This window comes from Aminobacter sp. DSM 101952, from assembly GCF_001424795.1.
Taxonomy (GTDB): domain Bacteria; phylum Pseudomonadota; class Alphaproteobacteria; order Rhizobiales; family Rhizobiaceae; genus Aminobacter; species Aminobacter aganoensis.
The window spans coordinates 138,479-158,205 of record NZ_LMCL01000034.1 but is presented as its reverse complement, the minus strand read 5'-3'; the positions used below and the strand labels follow the sequence as shown (position 1 = coordinate 158,205).

The 19,727-nt window shown below is 65.1% G+C and carries 15 protein-coding genes; 4 read left to right on the top strand and 11 right to left on the bottom strand.

Annotated elements, in window-relative coordinates; genetic code table 11:
• Positions 1–2 precede the first annotated feature (2 nt).
• Both ASC75_RS23695 and ASC75_RS23690 read right to left on the bottom strand, forming a co-directional pair.
• Positions 3–3,197: an efflux RND transporter permease subunit gene (locus tag ASC75_RS23695; protein WP_055981489.1), complete on the bottom strand. Its 3,195-nt coding sequence runs from the start codon at positions 3,195–3,197 to the stop codon at positions 3–5.
• The gene (locus ASC75_RS23690) at positions 3,194–4,429 is read right to left on the bottom strand and encodes an efflux RND transporter periplasmic adaptor subunit (protein WP_055981486.1); all 1,236 of its coding nucleotides are present in this window, start codon (positions 4,427–4,429) and stop codon (positions 3,194–3,196) included. Before ASC75_RS23690 ends, ASC75_RS23695 begins: the two co-directional genes overlap by 4 nt.
• Positions 4,430–4,949: 520 nt before the next feature.
• Here ASC75_RS23690 and ASC75_RS23685 point away from each other — a divergent pair.
• The gene (locus ASC75_RS23685) at positions 4,950–5,192 is read left to right on the top strand and encodes a DUF1344 domain-containing protein (protein WP_055981483.1); all 243 of its coding nucleotides are present in this window, start codon (positions 4,950–4,952) and stop codon (positions 5,190–5,192) included.
• 195 nt (positions 5,193–5,387) lie between these two features.
• Positions 5,388–5,972, top strand: a complete 585-nt coding sequence (locus ASC75_RS23680; RefSeq protein ID WP_055981480.1) for a hypothetical protein — start codon at positions 5,388–5,390, stop codon at positions 5,970–5,972.
• Positions 5,973–6,025: 53 nt separating this feature from the next.
• Here ASC75_RS23680 and ASC75_RS23675 read toward each other — a convergent pair whose 3' ends face one another.
• From ASC75_RS23675 to ASC75_RS23635, 9 genes are all read right to left on the bottom strand, one after another.
• Positions 6,026–7,597 carry an FGGY-family carbohydrate kinase gene (locus tag ASC75_RS23675; RefSeq protein WP_055981719.1) on the bottom strand — a complete coding sequence of 524 codons (1,572 nt, stop codon included), beginning with the start codon at positions 7,595–7,597 and terminating at the stop codon, positions 6,026–6,028.
• Between the two features lie 155 nt (positions 7,598–7,752).
• Positions 7,753–9,231 carry a mannitol dehydrogenase family protein gene (locus tag ASC75_RS23670; RefSeq protein WP_055981477.1) on the bottom strand — a complete coding sequence of 493 codons (1,479 nt, stop codon included), beginning with the start codon at positions 9,229–9,231 and terminating at the stop codon, positions 7,753–7,755.
• Between the two features lie 184 nt (positions 9,232–9,415).
• On the bottom strand, positions 9,416–10,192 hold the full coding sequence (locus ASC75_RS23665; RefSeq protein ID WP_055981474.1) for an L-iditol 2-dehydrogenase: 777 nt from the start codon (positions 10,190–10,192) through the stop codon (positions 9,416–9,418).
• Positions 10,189–11,187, bottom strand: a complete 999-nt coding sequence (locus ASC75_RS23660) for an ABC transporter ATP-binding protein (protein WP_055981472.1) — start codon at positions 11,185–11,187, stop codon at positions 10,189–10,191. Before ASC75_RS23660 ends, ASC75_RS23665 begins: the two co-directional genes overlap by 4 nt.
• A gap of 20 nt (positions 11,188–11,207) precedes the next feature.
• Positions 11,208–12,032: a carbohydrate ABC transporter permease gene (locus ASC75_RS23655; RefSeq protein ID WP_055981469.1), complete on the bottom strand. Its 825-nt coding sequence runs from the start codon at positions 12,030–12,032 to the stop codon at positions 11,208–11,210.
• A 10-nt stretch (positions 12,033–12,042) separates the two neighbouring features.
• Positions 12,043–12,915 carry a sugar ABC transporter permease gene (locus ASC75_RS23650; protein ID WP_055981466.1) on the bottom strand — a complete coding sequence of 291 codons (873 nt, stop codon included), beginning with the start codon at positions 12,913–12,915 and terminating at the stop codon, positions 12,043–12,045.
• 91 nt (positions 12,916–13,006) lie between these two features.
• On the bottom strand, positions 13,007–14,317 hold the full coding sequence (locus ASC75_RS23645) for a sugar ABC transporter substrate-binding protein (RefSeq protein ID WP_055981460.1): 1,311 nt from the start codon (positions 14,315–14,317) through the stop codon (positions 13,007–13,009).
• Positions 14,318–14,518: 201 nt separating this feature from the next.
• Positions 14,519–15,469, bottom strand: a complete 951-nt coding sequence (locus ASC75_RS23640; RefSeq protein ID WP_055981457.1) for a sugar-binding transcriptional regulator — start codon at positions 15,467–15,469, stop codon at positions 14,519–14,521.
• A gap of 137 nt (positions 15,470–15,606) precedes the next feature.
• A complete protein-coding gene (locus ASC75_RS23635; protein ID WP_055981716.1) occupies positions 15,607–16,044 on the bottom strand; it encodes an OsmC family protein in 438 nt (145 codons plus the stop codon).
• A 404-nt stretch (positions 16,045–16,448) separates the two neighbouring features.
• On the opposite strand from ASC75_RS23635, the gene ASC75_RS23630 reads away from it, so the two are divergent.
• Both ASC75_RS23630 and ASC75_RS23625 read left to right on the top strand, forming a co-directional pair.
• The gene (locus ASC75_RS23630) at positions 16,449–18,398 is read left to right on the top strand and encodes a PrkA family serine protein kinase (protein WP_055981454.1); all 1,950 of its coding nucleotides are present in this window, start codon (positions 16,449–16,451) and stop codon (positions 18,396–18,398) included.
• A 12-nt stretch (positions 18,399–18,410) separates the two neighbouring features.
• Positions 18,411–19,727 (top strand): YeaH/YhbH family protein, encoded by a 1,317-nt coding sequence (locus tag ASC75_RS23625; protein WP_055981450.1) that lies wholly within the window; start codon positions 18,411–18,413, stop codon positions 19,725–19,727.

Sequence of the window (19,727 nt, the reverse complement as noted above, 5' to 3'; positions counted from 1 at the left end):
CGCTACCCTGGAGATCGCGGCGAGCGCTCCGCCGGGGAGACGGCCATCATCTCCCCTTTGCTGCGTTCGCGGCGCAGCACGAGCCGCCGGATCACGACGTAGAAGACGGGCGTCAGGACCAGTCCGAACACCGTGACGCCGAGCATGCCGGCGAACACGGCGATGCCCATGGCATGGCGCATCTCGGCGCCGGCGCCGGTCGCGATGACCAGGGGCACGACACCGGCGATGAAGGCGAGCGACGTCATCAGGATCGGCCTGAGGCGCAGGCGCGCGGCTTCGAGCACCGCCGCCAGCGGATCGCTGCCCTTCTTTTCCTCCTCATGGGCGAACTCCACGATGAGGATCGCGTTCTTGGCCGCAAGCCCGACGAGGACGACAAACGCGATCTGGGTGAAGATGTTGTTGTCGCCGCCGGAGAGCCAGACCCCGCCGATCGCCGAGAGCACCGCCAGCGGCGCTATCAACAGGACCGCAAACGGCAAGGACCAGCTGTTGTATTGCGCAGCCAGGATCAGGAAGGCCAGCAGGACCGCGAGCGGGAACACGATCATGGCCGTGTTGCCAGCCTGCTTTTCCTGGAAGACCAGATCGGTCCATTCATACGCCATGCCGGCCGGCAGTGTCTCGCGCATGATCCGCTCGATCGCCGCCGTCGCCTGCCCGGACGAATAGCCCTGTGCCGGACCTCCGGTGATGTCGACCGAGGGATAGCCGTTGTAGTGCATCACCCGGTCCGGTCCCGAACTTGTCACGACGGTTGCAAGGGCCGCAAGCGGAACCATCTCACCCGCGGCATTGCGAACCTTCAGCCGTGCAATGTCGTCGACCTGCGCGCGGAACGGCTCGTCGGCCTGGACGATGACGCGGTAGGTGCGGCCGAAGCGGTTGAAGTCGTTTGCGTAGAGCGAGCCGAGATTGACCTGCAGCGTCTCGAAGATCGCCGTCAGCGGAACACCTTGCGCCTTGGCCTTGACCCGGTCGAGATCGACCTGGACCTGCGGGGCATTGACCTGGAAGCTGGCCATCATGCCCGCGAGTTCAGGTGCGGCGGCGGCCCTAGCCATGATCTCGCCCTGCACCCTGGCCAGGGCTTCGAGCCCCATGCCGGCGCGATCCTCGAGCTGGAGCTTGAAGCCACCTGTCGTGCCGAGCCCGGGAACCGGCGGCGGCGGGAAGATGCCGACGAAGCCGTCGGGGATCTGACTGTATTTGCCCATCAGACGCCCGGCGATGGCGTTGGCCGAAAGTGCCGGGTCCTTGCGCTGGTCGAACGGGTCGAGCATGGCGAAGACCACGGCGGCGTTGGGCAGGTTGACGAAGCCGTTCACCGAGAGGCCGGGAAAGGCGACGACGCTTTCGACGCCGGGCTCGGCCAGCGCGATCCTGGACATCTCCTTGACGACGGCTTCGGTGCGGTCGAGCGAGGCGCCGGAGGGCAGTTGCGCGATGCCGACGAGGTAATACTTGTCCTGCGCCGGCACGAAACCGCTGGGGATGCTCTGGAAGCCGAGATAGGTCGCGCCCAGCAGGCCACCATAGATGACGAACACCACGCCGCTGATGCGGATGGCGCGGCGCGCGGTGCCAACATAGGCGCTGGATGCTCGGTCGAAGAAACGGTTGAACAGCCGGAAGAACCTGCCGAACACAAAGTCGATGCCGCGGGTCAGCCAATCGCGGCGGGCGCCATGGTGCGGTTTCAACAGCATGGCGGCGAGTGCCGGCGAGAGCGTCAGCGAGTTGATCGCCGAAAGCATCGTCGAGATGGCGATCGTCACCGCGAACTGGCGGTAGAACTCACCCTGGAGGCCCGACAGAAACGCGGACGGAATGAACACGGCAGCCAGGACGGAGGTGATCGCGATGATCGGTGCGGTGACCTCATCCATCGCCTTGCGCGCCGCCTCCTTCGGCGTCTCGCCAAGGCCGATGTGGCGTTCGACGTTCTCGACCACGACGATGGCGTCGTCGACGACGATGCCGATCGAAAGGACCAGGCCGAACAGCGACAGCGTGTTGAGCGAGAAGCCCATCAGATACATGACCGCAAGCGTGCCGACGAGCGATATGGGCACGGCGACCAGCGGAATGATGGACGCACGCCACGTCTGCAGGAACAGGACGACGACGATGACGACGAGGATGATCGCTTCGAGCAGCGTCGTCATGACGGCGGACAGGGAGGCGCGCACGAAGACGGTGGGATCGTAGGCGATCCGGTATTCCAGGCCCTCCGGAAAGCTGCGCTGCAGCTGCGCCATCTCGGCGTGCACGGCGCTGGAAACGTCGAGCGCGTTCGCACCGGGCCGCTGGATGATCTGGATCGCCACGGCCGGCTCGCCGTCGAGCAGGCTGCGCAAGGCGTAGCCATCGGCGCCCAGGCCAATTCGCGCAACATCGCGCAGACGCACGATCTGCCCGTCATCGCCGGTCTTGATGACGATTTCCCCGAACTGCTCCTCGCTGGACAGGCGCCCGAGCGTGCTGACGGTGACCTCATAGCTGGCCGCCGCCGACGGCTGCTGGCCGACCGAGCCGGCTGCGACCTGAACGTTCTGCTCGCGGATGGCGGCAACGACATCGCTCGCGGTCAAACCGCGCGCAGCAACCTTGGCCGGATCCAGCCAGACGCGCATGGCGTATTCGCCGGCGCCCCAGATGATGACGTCGCCGACCCCTGGCAGACGGGCGAGCGTGTCCCGGATCTGGAGGGTGGCAAAGTTGGAGATGTAGAGCGGATCATAGCGCTTGTCGGGCGATACCAGGTGCACCACCATCAGGATGTCGGGCGAGGTCTTCTGCGTGACGACGCCGATGCGCTGGACCTCTTCGGGCAGGCGCGGCAACGCCCGCGACACGCGGTTCTGGACCTGGATCTGGGCCATATCCGGATCGGTGCCCTGGGCGAAGGTGACGGTCAGCGTCATCCGGCCGTCGGTCGCGGCCTGCGAGCTCATGTAGAGCATGCCTTCGACGCCGTTGATCGACTGTTCGAGCGGCGATGCGACCGTCTCGGCGATCACCTCGGGGTTGGCGCCGGGATAGCTGGCCGTCACCTGCACGGTCGGCGGCGTGACGGACGGATATTCGCTGAGGGGGAGACGGAACAGCGCCATCGCGCCGGCGATCAGCATGAGGGCCGACAGCACGATCGCAAAGATCGGGCGCTTGATGAAAAAGTGGGGCAGGTTCATCGACGTGCCTCCTGCGCACTGCCATCGGCAACGCCGTCGACCGAGCGCCGGTCGGGCGCCATCGCGATGCGGTTCGGGGTAACCTGCATGCCGGGCCGGACGAGGCCCTTGATGATGATCGTGTCACCGGCCTTCAGGCCGCTTTCGACGACGCGCAACCCGTCGTTCATCGCGCCCAGTTCGACCGGCCGGTATTCGACCATGTCACCGGCGCCCAGCACCAGGACGTAGCGGCGGCCCTGGTCGGTGCCGACTGCCTGATCGTCGATGAGGACGGTGTCGCGGGCAGCACTGGTGGCGAGATTCACCCGTGCGAACAGGCCGGGCATCAGCGCGCCGGCCGGATTGGCGAGCACGGCGCGGGCCCTGATCGTACCCGTCGTGCTGTCGACGCGATTGCCGAGGAAATCCAGCCTGCCCATGTGGGGGAAGCCGGCCTCTCCCGTCAGGCCGACGGCGACGGGAACCGCCGAGGCCGCCTCGCCAGACGCGTCGGGCCTGCCCTGTCCCTGGAAACCAAGATAGGTCGCCTCGTCGATGTCGAAATGGACATGGACCGGGTCGACGGAGACGATAGTGGTGAGCAGCGTGGCCGCACCCGAGGCGCCGGCGACGAGATTGCCCTCGGTCACCAGCACGCGGTCGACGCGACCGGAGATGGGTGCGGTGACCCGCGTGTAGGAGAGATCGAGCCTGGCCGCGGCAACCACCGCCCTCGCCTCCTCGACCTGCGCCTCCCGCTCCCGTTTGCGCGCGACATCGTCGTCGAACGTCTTCTCGGAGATGGCGCCCTTTGGCGCCAGGCGTCGCGAGCGGTCGAGGTCGACGCCGGCCTGATCGAGCAGAACCTCGGCCCGGCGCAATTGCGCCTCGGCACTCTGGAGCGCGACCTCGAACGGCCTGGCATCGATCTGGAACAGAAGCTGGCCACGTTCGACCAGCCCGCCCTCGGGCACGCTGACCGCCTCGATGACCCCACCTATGCGAGGTCGCAGTTCGACGGTCCTGGCGGCTGCGACGACGCCCGTGAACTGGGACGACGGCGCGAGCACGCGGGTGACGACTTCCGCCACCGGCACCTGTGGAGGCGGAGGTACGGGTGCGGCCGGGTTGGCCTCGCCGGACGCCAGGGCCTGCCTGACATAGGCCGGCGCGCCATCGGAATAGGCAAACCATGCGGCGCCACTCAACGCCGCAACAGCCACCAATAGTGTTCTCGTCTTCCCAGTCATTCGAAACGGTCCCGTCGACAAAAATGCGAGGCCTGCGACGACCCCGCTGGATGAATTTCGGCGACGCTAGGGCTTCCCGTGACTGGAAGGTCAACCGTGTTCCGATGCCTGCAGCGAAATTGTATGCATCGCCGCAGCAAACCTGCGACCGGCACCGAATCAACCGCGCTCGCAGCCTCGCAGGCTGGCCAAAAACGCCCGCGCATCGAGGGTGCACGACGCTGCTGTGCAACGAGGTTTCTGCCCCGCAAAACCGTCAGACACAGCTGTCCATCGCGACGCTTGACTTTCCAGCAACTGGAAAGAGCAGCCTTCAACTACGGCTCGAAAAGCCGCCAAACAGGCAGGAGACAAAAATGCGCTACCGATAATCGAAATGGCTTGCGGCCAGCCTGCATGCCCGCATCACCGGTCACCGGACCGAAGTCAAATCCTTAAAAAACACCGGCGTGGACAATCCAGGCATCAAGCGATGCCGGGTACGCCCCTGCCTTTGTCCAAAAACAGAAGGTACCCCAAAATGAAGACCATCCTCCTCATCGCAACACCGCTCGTATTCCTTGCCGGCGCGGCATTCGCGTCGTCCCCCAACGGCGTTGTCGCCAGGTACAATCACGACGTCCGTGTCATCACGCTCGAGAACGGCAAGAGCTATACGGTGCCGCACCACGTCGCGCTGCCGCCGCTCCAGGCCGGCGAGACGGTGTCGATCATCTTGAACGACGAAGGCGACCGCGTGACCGCCGTGCTGAAGTCGAACTAGCCGGCTCGGCTCCAACGTCGACAAGGCAGCGCCACGGGATCCCCCACCCGTGGCGTTTGTCGTTTTGTGCGGTACTCCCTTGCGCGGCTCGCATCGGCCCGCTTCGAGGAATTTACAATTGGAGTGATCGGAGCGACATTCAGGCGTCGTCCATTTGTACAGCTTTTACGCGAAACACAAATTGGAGGAACTGCCATGAGGACTGCAAGTCTCGCTCGTTGCGTGGTCATTGCTCTGGCTGGTTTCTGGGGCGTCGCACAGGCCCCGGCAGAAGAGCCGAACAAGGCCGAAATCGACGCCATTCGCCAGGCGCTGGAAAAATACCAGGACCCCTACAATGCGATCCGCGACCTCTATTTGTCGACGGTGGGGTGCGTTCACTACAACGGCGAAAAGATCGAAGGGCACATGGAGTATCCGAAGGGAGCCATGGGCATCCACTTCGTCAACGTCACCGTCAGCGGCCCGCCGGATCCGAAGCGTCCGAACGTGCTGATCTACGAGCCCGACGGCAAGAAGCTGCGCCTGGTCGCGGTCGAATGGCTGGTCCCGCTCGCGGCAGCCAAGGAGCGGCCGAGCCTTTTCGGCCAGCCATTCCAGGGCCCGATGGAGGGGCATGAACCGCTGATCCCGAAGGACTTCGTCCACTATGACCTGCACGCCTGGCTGTTCAAGGACAACCCGCTCGGGATGTTCAGCCCGACCAACCCCGACGTGACATGCGACGGCTCCGATTTCAGCCTGCTGGAAACGCCGACCAAGATGGTGCACGCGCCCTGAGGCAGCCGCACGACTAGCCGCGCCGCCTTCTTTGCATGGGAACGGCGCAGGGTTCAGACGATGTCGTCGAGCGCCCTGCGCTGGCGGTGCATTTCGAGGAAGACGCGATAGTCGCGGTCGAAGCGCGGCCATGCCTGCGGGTTGGGACGGCGCGCGCGACCTTCCTGGCGCATCGCGGCGCAGGCTTCGGTGAGGTTGGGGTAAAGGCCGGCGGCGGCGGCAGCAGCCATGGCCGTGCCCAGGAGCACGGCGTCGCCGCCGACCGGTTCGACGACGGTGCAGCCGGTGGCGTCGGCATAGAGCTCCATCAGGAGCGGATTGCGGGTGTGGCCGCCGGTGACGTGCAGCGTGTCGATGCCGTAGCCGTTGGCATTGAGCGCATCGAGCACATGGCGCAGGCCAAGTGCGATTGCGACGGCGGTGCGCCAGTACAGCCGGCACAGGCTGTCGAAGGACGAATCGAGCGTCAGGCCGCTGATCACGCCGAGCGCATGCGGGTCGGCCAGCGGAGAGCGGTTGCCGTGGAAGTCGGGCAGCACATGCAGGCGTCCGGCGAGGTCTAAGCCTTCGCAGGCACGCAGTTGCATGATGCGCTCGGTGATCTTGCGATGCAGCGCGGCATCGGGTTCGCCGCCGGCGCCATGCCAGCGGACGATGTGATCGAGCAGCGCGCCGGTGGCCGACTGGCCGCCCTCGCTCAGCCACAGCGCAGGAAGGGCGGCGCCGAAATACGGCCCCCAGACGCCGGCAAAGGCGCGCGGCTCCGGCGACATCGCCATGACGCAGCTCGAGGTGCCGGCGATCAGGGCGAGGTGGCGCTCGATGCCCGGTAGGCCGCCGATGACGCCGACCGCGCCGGCGAAGGCGTCGATCATGCCGGCGCCGACGCGGCAAGCGGTGGTGAGGCCGAGCGCTTCGGCGGCGGCCGGAGTGAGCGGGCCGAGATCGGTGCCGACCGGGCTGGCGCGCTCCGGCAGGGCGGCACGGTCGAAGATGTCGGCGAGGCCGACCGCGGCAAAGAAGTCGTGCCGCCAGGCCTCGCGCTCATGGGCGAGATAGGTCCATTTGGCGGTCAGCGTGCATTGCGAGCGGGCGAGCGAGCCCGATGCCTTGTGGCAAAGGAAGTCGGCGAGGTCGAAGAGCTGGCCGGTGCGGGCCCAGCTTTGCGGCAGGTGGCGCTTGACCCACATCAGCTTGGGCGTGGCCATTTCCGGCGACATCACGCCGCCGGCATAACCGAGCACCGCGTGGCCGGTGGCGGTGCATTCGTCGGCCTCGGCCAAGGCGCGATGATCGAGCCAGACGATGGTGTCCCAGCGGTCGCCGCCGCCGGCGGAAACGCCGACCTGCTCGCCGTTCCGGGTCCTGAACACGGTCGAGCATGTCGCGTCGAAGCTGATGCCGGCGACGTCGCGTGCATCGACGCCGGCGGCAGCACGCGCGTCACGCACGGCAGCACCGACCGCCGACCAGATCTGCTCGGAGTCGTGCTCGCACTGGCCGGAGGTCGAGCGGTTCATGGCGATGGCATGCTCGGCGCGGCCGAGCAGCTTGCCGGCGGGGTCGAAAATGCCGGCGCGCGCGCTGCCCGTGCCCACGTCGACGGCGCAAAGATGGGCCGCCATCAGGACGACAATGTCCGGCTGCGGCCAGCGCACAGGCGCGCCACCGGCAGCGTTTGCCGCAAGTCCGACAGGTCTGAAAATGCCGCGATCAAAACCATGACGCGCAGTCTATATGCGCGCCATGGCCAATGCCAGCGGGCAGCGGCGACCCGGCCTCAGAGGCTGTCGCCGAGGTAACGCGTCAGGGTTTCCCCGGTGCCCAGAGTCCACAGCGCGTCCAGGCCATGGGCGAAGGCCGCGGCGAAGGCCGCCGATTTGCCGACCTCGCCATAGATGTCTTCCATGGCGAGCCAGGCACCGGGCGCTTCCCTGGCCGCCCTGGCCGTCGCCTGCAGGCGGGTCCAGTTGGGGTCGTTGGGCTCGATGACGGCGCCTGAGTCGGTGGTGCCGAAGCAGTAGCGGCACCAGAGCGCCGATTCGAGCGCGAGGCCGGTTATGCCGCCGCCCGCCTCGAGCCGGTCGGCGATGGTCGGGATGATGAACTTGGGCTGGCGGTTGGAGCCGTCGAGACAAAGCCGGCGCACCGTGTCGCCGATCTTCGGGTTGGAGAAGCGGCGCTCGATGAGCTGGCAATATTCCTCGAGCACGACGCCCGGCACCGGCGGCACGGTGGGCATGATCTCCTCGCGCTCGAGCTTGGCCAGGAAGGCACGCACGAGCGGGTTTTCCATGGCCTCGTGGACGAAGTGGATGTCCATCAGTCCGGCCGGATAGGCGATGGTGGCGTGGCCGCCATTGAGGATGCGGATCTTCATCAGCTCGAACGGGGCGACGTCGTGGACGAACTGGACGCCGACCTTTTCCAGCGCCGGCCGGCCATCGGTGAACCGGTCCTCCATCACCCATTGCTTGAACGGCTCGCAGAACACCGGCCAGTTGTCGTCGACGCCGAACTCGGCGGCGAGGATGCCGCGCTCGCGGTCGGAGGTGGCAGGAGTGATGCGGTCGACCATGGAGTTGGGGAAGGCGACGTTGTCGCGAACCCAGTCGGCGAAGCTCTCATCAACGAGTCTTGCCAGGCCGATCACCGCATCGGCAGTAACCCGGCCATTGTGGGGGATGTTGTCGCAAGACATGACGGTGAAGGGCACGATGCCGTCCTGGCGCCGACGGCGGAGGCCGGCGAGAATGATGCCGAACACGGTCTTCGGCGCGGCGATGTTGCGGGCATCGGCGACGATGTCGGGATGGGTCGGGTTGAACAGGCCCGACGCCGGATCGATGAAATAGCCGCCCTCTGTAATGGTCAGCGAGACGATGCGTATCGCCGGATCGGCAAGGCGCTCGATGATGGCGGCGGCATCGCTGGGCATCAGGAAATCGACCATCGCCGCCGTGACGCGGGCGCTCATGTGGCCACTGTCCTGCTCGACCACGGTGGTGAGCCAATCCTGCTCGGCCAGCCTGGCGCGGCCGGCCTTCTCGCCATCGAAGACACCCGCGCCGACGATGGCCCAGTCATGGCCCTGGCCGGAATTGAGCAGTTCGTCGAGATAGACCACCTGGTGCGAACGGTGGAAATTGCCGACGCCGAAATGGACGATGCCTGCCCGGAGCGAGGCGCGGTCGTAATCCGGGCGCGCGACATTGGCGGGCAAATCCGGCAGCGTGGCGAGGGAGAGCTTCACGGTCATGGGTTCGACGCTTTCCTTTCCTGGGCGCGGGCATTCGCGACACCTTCTCCCCTTGCGGGAGAAGGTGGATCGGCGCGCAGCGCCGAGACGGATGAGGGGTGCTGGACGGAGCGCCATCGTGGAACACCCCTCATCCGGCCTCGCTCCGCTCGGCCACCTTCTCCCGCAAGGGGAGAAGGAAACTTCAACTCATCCAGTTGCCGCCATCGACGTTGTAGGTCTGGGCGACGACGTATCGGCTCTCCGGCCCGGCGAGGAAGATCGCCATGCCGACGAGGTCTTGCGCCGTGCCCATGCGACCGAAGGGGACAGCTTCACCGACGAGGCGCTTCTTCTCCCCGCGCGGCCGGTTTTCGTACCGGGCGAAAAGCTCGTCGACGTGCTCCCAGTGCTCACCCTCGACCACGCCGGGGGCGATCGCGTTGACGTTGATGCCATGCCTGATCAGGTCGAGGCCGGCCGACTGGGTCAGGCTGATGACGGCGGCCTTGGTGGCGCAGTAGACGGCGACGAGCGCCTCGCCACGACGGCCGGCCTGGCTCGCCATGTTGATGATCCTGCCACCCTCGCCACGCGCGATCATCGAGCGGGCGGCAGCCTGCATGGTGAACAGGGTGCCGGCGACGTTGACTGCAAACAGCCTGTCGAAGCTTGCCTTGCCGATCTCGACGATCGGGGCGAGATCGAACAGCGCGGCGTTGTTGACCAGGATGTCGAGGCCGCCTGCCCGGGCCTCGACGGCCTTGACCGCCGCTTCGATCGAGGCCTGGTCGGTGACGTCGAGCTTGACGGCATAGGCGGACGGGCCGATCTCGGCGGCGGTCTTTTCAGCCGCTTCGAGGTTGATGTCGCCGATGGCGACGACGGCGCCCTCTCCGACATAGGCCTCGGCGAAAGCCCGGCCGATGCCGCGCGCGGCGCCCGTGATCAGCGCCGACTTTCCCTGGAGCCTGTTGTTCACATGGCCCTCCCGTCGGCACCGAAGCGATGGATCTTGTTCGGGCTCGGGGTGAGATAAACGGTCTCGCCATGGCGCACGCCAAGCTCGCCGTCGGCGCGCACAGTAAGCGTGCCGACATCGCCGGCCTGGACATGCAGGAAGGTGTCGGAGCCAAGATGCTCGGCGACGCCGACCGTCGCCTTCCATTCGCCCGCCGTGGTGGAGATGCCGAGATGCTCGGGCCTGACGCCGATCGTCGTCGCGCCATGCCTGGCGGCGGCGGTGCCGTTGATCAGGTTCATCCTCGGCGAGCCGATGAAGCCGGCGACGAACAGGTTCTTCGGCGTCTTGTAGAGCTCCATCGGCGAGCCGACCTGCTCGATGTTGCCGGCATTCAGCACCACGATCTTGTCGGCCATCGTCATCGCCTCGACCTGGTCGTGGGTGACGTAGATCATCGTCGTCTTGAGTTGGTGGTGCAGTTCGCTGATCTCCAGCCGCATCGTGCCGCGCAGCGCGGCGTCGAGGTTGGACAGCGGCTCGTCGAACAGGAAGGCCGAGGGCTGGCGCACGATGGCGCGGCCGATGGCGACGCGCTGGCGCTGGCCACCGGAGAGCTGGCCCGGGCGGCGCTCGAGATAGTTGGTCAGGTTCAGCACACGCGCGGCATCCTTGACCTTCTTGTCGATGACGGCGGCATCCTCGCCGGCCATCTTCAGCGGGAAGGCGATGTTCTTGTAGACGGTCATGTGCGGGTAGAGCGCGTAGGACTGGAACACCATCGCCAGCCGGCGCTTGGCCGGCGCCTCGCCGGTGACGTCGCGGCCATCGATGCTGATCTTGCCGGCGGACGTGTCCTCCAGCCCGGCGATGAGCCTGAGCAAGGTCGACTTGCCGCAACCGGACGGGCCGACGAAGACGACGAACTCGCCATCCTCGATCTCGAGGTCGAGCTCGGGGATGATGGTGGTCGTGCCGAAGGACTTCGACACCTTGTTGAGAGTGATGTTGCCCATGGTTTCCTCCCGCGGGTCGACTATTTCACGGCGCCGAAAGTCAGGCCGCGGACGAGCTGGCGCTGGGAGAACCAGCCCATGATCAGGATCGGTGCGATGGCGAGCGTCGAGGCCGCCGACAGCTTTGCCCAGAACAGCCCCTGCGGACTGGAGAAAGAGGCGATGAAGGCGGTCAGCGGGGCTGCGTTGGTGGTGGTCAGGCGGATGGTCCAGAAGGCCTCGTTCCACGCCAGGATGATGTTGAGCAGCATGGTGGATGCGATGCCGGGCACCGCCATCGGCGTCAGCACGTAGACGATCTCGCCCCACAGCGTGGCGCCGTCCATGCGCGCGGCTTCCAGGATCTCGCCGGGGATCTCGCGGAAGTAGGTGTAGAGCATCCACACCACGATCGGCAGGTTGATCAGCATCAGCATGACGGTCAGGCCGATGCGGGTGTCGAGCAGGTAGGTGTCGCGGAAGATCAGGTAGATCGGCACCAGCACGGCGACCGCCGGCATCATCTTGGTGGAGAGCATCCACATCAGGATGTCCTTGGTGCGCTTGGTCGGCGAAAACGCCATCGACCAGGCGGCAGGCACGGCAACGACCAGCGCGAGGATGGTCGAGCCAACGGCGATGATCACCGAGTTCAGGAAGAATTTGAAATAGTTGCTCTGGGCCTGGACCTCGGCATAGCTCTCCAGCGTGCCCGACGGCACCAGGCTGAAGCCGGCGATCGCCTCGGTCTCCGACTTGAAGCTGGTGATGATGGTGTAGAGGATCGGGAAGAAGATCAGCAGGGCCACGACCCAGGCTGCAACGGTGAAGCCGATCTTGCGGCGTGTCGAAACTGCGCGTGCCATCGGTTGCTCCTCACTTGTCCAGGTTCTTGCCGACTGCGCGCATCAGGAAGAAGGCGACGATGTTGGCAAGGATGACCGCGATGATGCCGCCGGCCGATGCGCCGCCGACGTCGTAGCCGAGCAGGGCCGTGCGGTAGATCAGGAACGGCAGGTTGGTGGAGGCGTAGCCCGGGCCGCCATTGGTGGTGACGAGGATCTCCGCATAGACGCCGAGCAGGAAGATGGTCTGGATCAGGATGACCACGGTGACGGCGCGCGAGATGTGCGGGATCGTCAGGTAGATGAAGCGGCTGACGAAGCCCGCGCCATCCATCTCGGCGGCTTCCTTCTGCTCGCCGTCGAGCGACTGCAGTGCGGTGAGAAGGATCAGCGTCGCGAAAGGCAGCCACTGCCAGGCAACAATGATGATGATCGAAAACAGCGGAAACTGCGCGAACCAGTCGACCGGCTGGGCGCCGAAGAACTTGGCGATGTCGGCGAAGACGCCGTAGCCCGGATGCATGATCATGTTCTTCCACACCAGTGCCGCCACCGGGGGCATGACGAAGAACGGCGAGATCACCAGGATGCGCACGATGCCCTGGCCGAACATCGGCTGATCGAGCAGCAGCGCCAGCGCGATGCCGCCGATGACGGTGATCAACAGCACGCCGACGACCAGCACCAGCGTGTTCCAGATCGACTGGAAGAAGGCCGGGTCGGTGTAGAAGAACTTGTAGTTGAACAGGCCGGCGAAGCTGACATTGGCCGGATTGAGCAGATTGTAGTTCTGGAACGAGAACCACAGGGTCATCGCCAGCGGCACGATCATCCAGATGAAGAGCAGGATCACCGAAGGCGCCATCATGAAGCGCGCCAGCGTGCTGGTCTGTCGAGTAGCCATGGCGTTCACCCTGCGTTCGAGCAGATGAGGTCAGGTCTGGAAAGAGGCCGTCCGGACTGGGAGACCGGACGGCCAGGCAGGGAGGATCTGCCTATTTGATGTAGCCGGCCCGGGTCATCTCGCGGACCGAAGCGGTCTGGGCGCCGGCAAGCGCGTCATCGACGCTCGACTGGCCGGCGAGTGCTGCCGAGAACAGCTGGCCGACGGTCGTGCCCAGCCCCTGGAACTCGGGAATGGCGACGAACTGGACGCCGACATAAGGCACCGGCTTGACGGTGGGCTTGGTCGGGTCGGCCGAGTTGATCGAATCCAGCGTCATCTTGGCGAAGGGCGCGGCCTTCTGGTATTCGGGGTTGTTGTAGAGCGACGTGCGGGTGCCGGGCGGCACGTTGGCCCAGCCTTCCTTCGAGGCGACCAGGTCGAGATAGCCCTTGCTGGTTGCCCACGAGACGAACTTCTGCGCCGCTTCCGCCTTCTGCGTGCCGGCCGGAATGCCGAGCGACCATGCCCACAGCCAGTTGCCGCGCTTGCCGAGACCGGTGTCGGGAGCGAGCGCGTAGCCGACCTTGTCGGCGACGGTCGAGTCCTTCGGATTGGAGACGAAGGAAGCGGCGACGGTGGCATCGATCCACATGCCGCATTTGCCCTGCTGGAACAGCGCCAGGTTCTCGTTGAAGCCGTTGGAGGAAGCACCGGACGGGCCGGCATCCTTCATCAGGTCGACATAGAACTGCAGCGTGTTCTTCCATTCGGGCTGGTCGAACTGCGGCTGCCACTTCTCGTCGAACCAGCGCGCGCCGAAGGAGTTGGACATGGCGGTCAGGAAGGCCATGTTCTCGCCCCAGCCGGCCTTGCCGCGCAGGCAGATGCCGTTGATGTCGGCGGCACGGTCGGTCATCTTGCGGGCCGCGTCGGCGATGAATTCCCAGGTCGGGGCGTCGGGCATGGTCAGCCCGGCCTTTTCCATCAGGTCCTTGCGGTACATGACGAACGAGCTTTCGCCGTAGAAGGGCGCGGCATAGAGCTTGCCGTCCGCCGACAGGCCACCGGCGATGGCCGGGATGATGTCGGCGGCGTCGTAGTCGGCGCCGAGACCGTCGAGCGGCAGCAGCCATTGCTGCTTGGCCCAGATCGGAACCTCGTAGGTGCCGATGGTCATGACGTCATACTGGCCGCCCTTGGTGGCGATGTCGGTGGTGACGCGCTCGCGCAGCACGTTCTCTTCGAGCGTGACCCATTCGAGCTGGATGTCCGGGTTCTTGGCGGTGAAGTCGTCCGTCAGCTTCTGCATGCGGACCATGTCGCCATTGTTGACCGTGGCGATGGTGATGGTCTCGGCATGGGCGGCAAACGCAAGCGCGCTCGCTCCGCACAGGCCCAGGAAGAGCGTGTTCAGTTTCATCGAATTCCTCCCAAAAGCCAAAGTGAGCATTTGCCTTGGCTGTGGGCAATTATTCATCTGCAGTGATTTATGTCAAGCACGAATCTGGACACGGCGATCCCGCCGCCGGATTGGCGGCCGATATGGCAAGCAAAACGGGGAAAGCGCGCTCGGCCGTGGGGCAGGCCAAGCGTCGAAAGGCGCGGCTTCGCGAGATTCGACTCAGGCGGCCAGCAAGGCTGCCGCAGTGCGTTCGTCGGTGATCAGGCCGTTGACGAGACGCCTGGTGACGGCGGCAAGGATGCCGGGCAGCTTGCGCTCGCCCATGGCGAGCGCAACGACCAGCGAGCGTTCACGAGACGGCAGCGGCGCGGAAGCAACACGGTCGTTGGTGATGCCGTCGATCAGCTTGCCGTCGCGGTCGAAGGCCCAGCCGACGATCTCGCCGACGGCCCCCGCCTTCTGCAGCGCCTTGAGTTCGGTTTCGGTGATGAAGCCGTCCTCGTAGAGCGGCGCCTGGGGGCCCATGTCGCCGACGCCGACGAAGGTGACGTCGGCCTGGGCGGCAAGCGCCAAGGTCGGCTGGATCAGGGGCTGGCCATGCAGCATACGGCGCTCGTCCGGCGAGGAGGCAATCGCCGGCAAAGGCATGGGAAAGCTACGTGCCTTGATGGTGTCGGCCATGGTGAAGATGACGTTGTAGAAGGCGGCCGAACCGTCCGGCGAGATGTTGCCTGTCAAGGACACCACCTTGTGCTGCGGGCACTCCATCGGCGGCAGCTGCTCGATCGCCGCCTTGAGCGTGCGGCCGGTGCCGATGGCCATGACGATCGGCTCGGGCGAACGCAGCCACTTCTCGATCTCGGCGGCCGCGGCCTGGGCGATGCCGATCGTCGTCGACGACGAATCCGGATCGCTCGGCGTGACCTCGACGAGGTCGAGCGCAAAGCGCGAGCGGAGCCTGGCCGCAAGATCGAGGCAGTTGGCAATCGGGTGGTCGACCCTCACCTTGATCAGGCCCTCCGACATGGCCAGCGACACCAGGCGCTGCGCGGTCTGGCGCGAGACGCCGAGCTTGGTCGCGATCTGGTCCTGGGTGTTGCCGGCGACATAATAGAGCCAGCCGGCGCGGGCGGCCTCGTCGAGCCTTGGGTTTTCGCTCCGGGAGCTCATGCGTCGTGCCTCATCATCTGCCGAGGCAGTTTCGCAGGGTTTTCGGAAATGCGCAATTGCCCGGCATTCGCGCATTTACTCGATATCGCAATTGGACAAGGCAAGTCCGATCGAGACCGTGCCTTGTCGGAGCGGGGTCAGCCGGCGCTGGCAGGGACAGCGGTATCGACGACTTCGAAGTCGTGGGTGATGATCGCCGACTTGGCGAGCATGGCCGAGGCCGAGCAGTACTTCTCGATCGACAGGTTGACGGCGCGCTCGACCTTGGCGGGCGCCAGGCCGCGGCCCTTGACCACGAAATGCATGTGAATGCGGGTGAACACCTTGGGGTCGGTCTCGGCGCGGTCGGCATCGAGCTCGACGGTGCAGTCCTCGATCGCCTCGCGGCCCTTCTCCAGGATGTGGACGACGTCGTAAGCGGAGCAGCCGCCGGCGCCGATCAGCATCAGCTCCATCGGGCTCGGCCCCGGGGTCTGGCCGCCCGGCTCCTTGGAAGTGCCGAGCACGATCTTGTGCCCGCTGCCGGACTGGCCAACGAAGGTGCGATCCTCAACCCATTTGATGCGTGCCTTCATGACAGCCATCCCTTCCCTGCAAAAACTGTCCGCCTCCATGCGGTCGTCGTTCATAGCCGGGCGAAGGTCGCAGCGTCGAGTGCCGCCTTGTGTCGCGGCCGCGATTTCGACATGGAGCCTGGCGGCCTGCCGAAAAACCCGGCGACTGGCCGCGATCCATTCGAGCGGTCAGCCTCTCGTGGAAACAGCCCGTAGTTGAACTTCAGCGCAGGCAGAAAACCGCCATGGACAGTGCGCTCGCGCCGTTCGCCAGGCCGAATGCGCCGCCACAATTCCATGCATGCAAACTAAATCTTCGATCACGACATTCTGTGGGGAACTTTGGCTGTTCACGAAAGTTGAGATGAAGGCAAAAGGTCGAAGTGGTGTTACACTCCCACCGACTTCGGCATTGTGAGGGTGCCATGCAAACACGTGAAACCGACGTCTTCAATCTCTTCTCGGAAATCTACAGCAGTCAGACAACCGAGGAGATGAGCCTCCAGCAGTATCTGCTCGCCTGCCGCGACCAGCCGGCAATGTATGCCACGGCCGCGGAGCGAATGGTGGACGCCATCGGCGCCCCCACGCTGATCGACACAAGCGCGGACCCCCGGATGGGGCGCATCTTCGCAAACCGAACAATCAAGATTTATCCGGCATTTGCCGAGTTCTACGGCATGGAAGACACGATCGAGCGCATCGTCGGCTACTTCCGCTATGCCGCGCAGGGGCTCGAGGAACGCAAGCAGATCCTGTATCTGCTCGGGCCCGTCGGCGGCGGCAAGTCGTCGCTGGCCGAGCGGCTGAAGAAGCTGATGGAAGAGCGGCCGATCTACACGCTCAAGATCAACGGCCAGATCAGCCCGATCTTCGAATCACCCCTCGGCCTGTTCCATCCCGAGCGCATGGCCGACCTGCTCGAGGACAAGTACGGCATCGCCCGGCGCCGGCTGACCGGCCTGATTTCGCCCTGGGCGGCCAAGCGCCTCGAAGAAATCGGCGGCGACGTTTCCAAATTCAGCGTGGTCAAGCTGACGCCGTCGCGGCTGCGCCAGATCTGCATCGCCAAGACCGAGCCCGGCGACGAGAACAACCAGGACGTGTCGGCGCTGGTCGGCAAGGTCGACATCCGCAAGCTCGAGAATTTCAGCCAGGCCGACCCCGACGCCTATTCCTACAGCGGCGGCCTGAACCGCACGACCCAGGGACTGCTGGAGTTCGTCGAGATGTTCAAGGCGCCGATCAAGGTGCTGCATCCGCTGCTGACCGCGACCCAGGAAGGCAACTACAACGGCACCGAAAGCTTCGGCGCCTTCCCCTTCCAGGGCATCGTGCTGGCGCATTCCAACGAATCCGAATGGCTGCAGTTCAAGAGCAACAGGAACAACGAAGCCTTCCTCGACCGCATCCTGGTGGTCAAGGTGCCCTATTGCCTGCGCGTCACCGAAGAGCGGCAGATCTACGAGAAGCTGCTGCGCGAGAGCGAACTGGTGAGCAATCCCTGCGCGCCCGAGGTGCTCGACATCCTCAGCCGCTTCACCGTCTCGACCCGGCTGACCGAACACGAGAACTCGCCGCTCTACACCAAGATGCGTGTCTATGACGGCGAGAACCTGAAGGACGTCGATCCCAAGGCCAAGTCGATGCAGGAGTATCGCGATGCCGCCGGCGTCGACGAGGGCATGACGGGCGTCAGCACGCGCTTTGCCTTCAAGGTGCTGTCGGAGACGTTCAACTACGACACCAAGGAAATCGCCGCCGACCCGGTGCACCTGATGTATGTGCTCGAACAGGCGATCAAGCGCGAGCAATTCCCCAACGAGATCGAGCAGTCCTATCTCGATTTCATCAAGTCGGAGATCGCCACGCGCTATGCCGAGTTCATCGGCCACGAGATCCAGAAGGCCTATCTCGAAAGCTACAGCGAATACGGCCAGAACCTGTTCGACCGCTACATCGCTTATGCCGACGCGTGGATCGAGGACCAGGACTACAAGGACCCCGACACCGGCCAGATCCTCAACCGCGGCATCCTCGATTCCGAGCTGTCGCAGATCGAGAAGCCTGCCGGCATCGCCAACCCGAAGGACTTCCGCAACGAGGTGGTGAAGTTCACGCTCAGGGCACGCGCCAAGAACAACGGGCGCAACCCGTCGTGGACCAGCTACGAGAAGCTGCGCGAGGTCATCGAGAAGCGCATGTTCGGCCAGGTCGAGGACCTGCTGCCGGTCATCAGCTTCGGCGCCAAGCGCGACAGCACGACCGAGAAACAGCATGCCGAATTCGTCGAGCGCATGACCGAGCGCGGCTACACGCAGCGCCAGGTCCGGCGGCTTGTCGACTGGTACATGCGGGTTAACAAGGCGGGCTGATCGGGGACACACATGCCGAACTTCATCGATCGGCGCCTCAACCCCAAGGACAAGAGCCTTGGCAACAGGCAGCGTTTCCTGAGGCGCGCACGTGACGAGCTGAAACGGGCGATCAACGATCGGGTCAGGTCCGGCAAGATCGAGACCGCGGACCAGGACCAGATCATCCCGATCCCGCGCAAGGGCATCGGCGAGCCGACGTTCCAGCGCGCGCCGCATACCGGCCGCCGGGAGGAAGTGCTTCCCGGCAACAAGACCTTCGGCACGGGCGACCGCATTCCCCGCCCGGCCGCCGGCGGCGGCAAGGGCTCGGACCCGTCATCATCGGGAGACGGCGAGGACGATTTCCAGTTCGTGCTGTCGCGCGAAGAGGTGCTCGACCTGTTCTTCGAGGACCTCGAACTGCCCGACCTGGTCAAGCACAACCTCAAGGAGGTGGTGACCTTCCGGCCGCGCCGGGCCGGCTACACGATGAGCGGCAACCCGACCAGCATCAGCGTCGGACGCACGATGTTCAACAGCTTCGGCCGGCGTATCGCGCTCAGGCGGCCGAAACAGGCCGAGATCGACGATCTCGCGGCGGAACTCAAGAAACTGGAGGGTGAGAGGCGGCCAAGCGCCGCCACCCTGCAACGCATCATGGTCCTGCGCGAGGACCTGGCAACGCTGGCGCGGCGGCGCAAGCTGATCCCCTACATCGACCCCATCGACATCCGCTTCAACCGGTTCGAGCCGCAGCCGGTCCCCAACGCCAATGCCGTGATGTTCTGCCTGATGGACGTTTCGGGCTCGATGGGCGAGCGCGAGAAGGACCTCGCCAAGCGCTTCTTCGTGCTGCTGCACCTGTTTCTCAAACGCCGCTACGAGAAGACCGACATCGTCTTCATCCGCCACACCCACGAGGCCTCGGAGGTCGACGAGGATACGTTCTTCTACAGCACCCAAAGCGGGGGCACCGTAGTGTCCACCGCATTGGAGGAAATGCTGCGCGTCATCCGCGAACGTTATCCGAGCAAGGACTGGAACATCTACGCGGCCCAGGCCTCGGACGGCGACAACATCCCCAACGACTCCGAACGTTGCGTGTCGATCCTCGACAAGACGCTGATGTCGCTTTGCCAGTACTACGCCTATGTCGAGATCATCGACGAGCGCGAAAGCGAGATGTTCCGCCATGCCGACAACGGCACGTCGCTATGGAACGCCTATCGCGAGGTCGGCGCCGAGTGGCCGAATTTCGCCATGACGCGCATCGCCAAGCCGTCGGACATCTATCCCGTCTTTCATGAGTTGTTCGCCAAGGCACCAGCGCCGGCAAAACGCGGATGA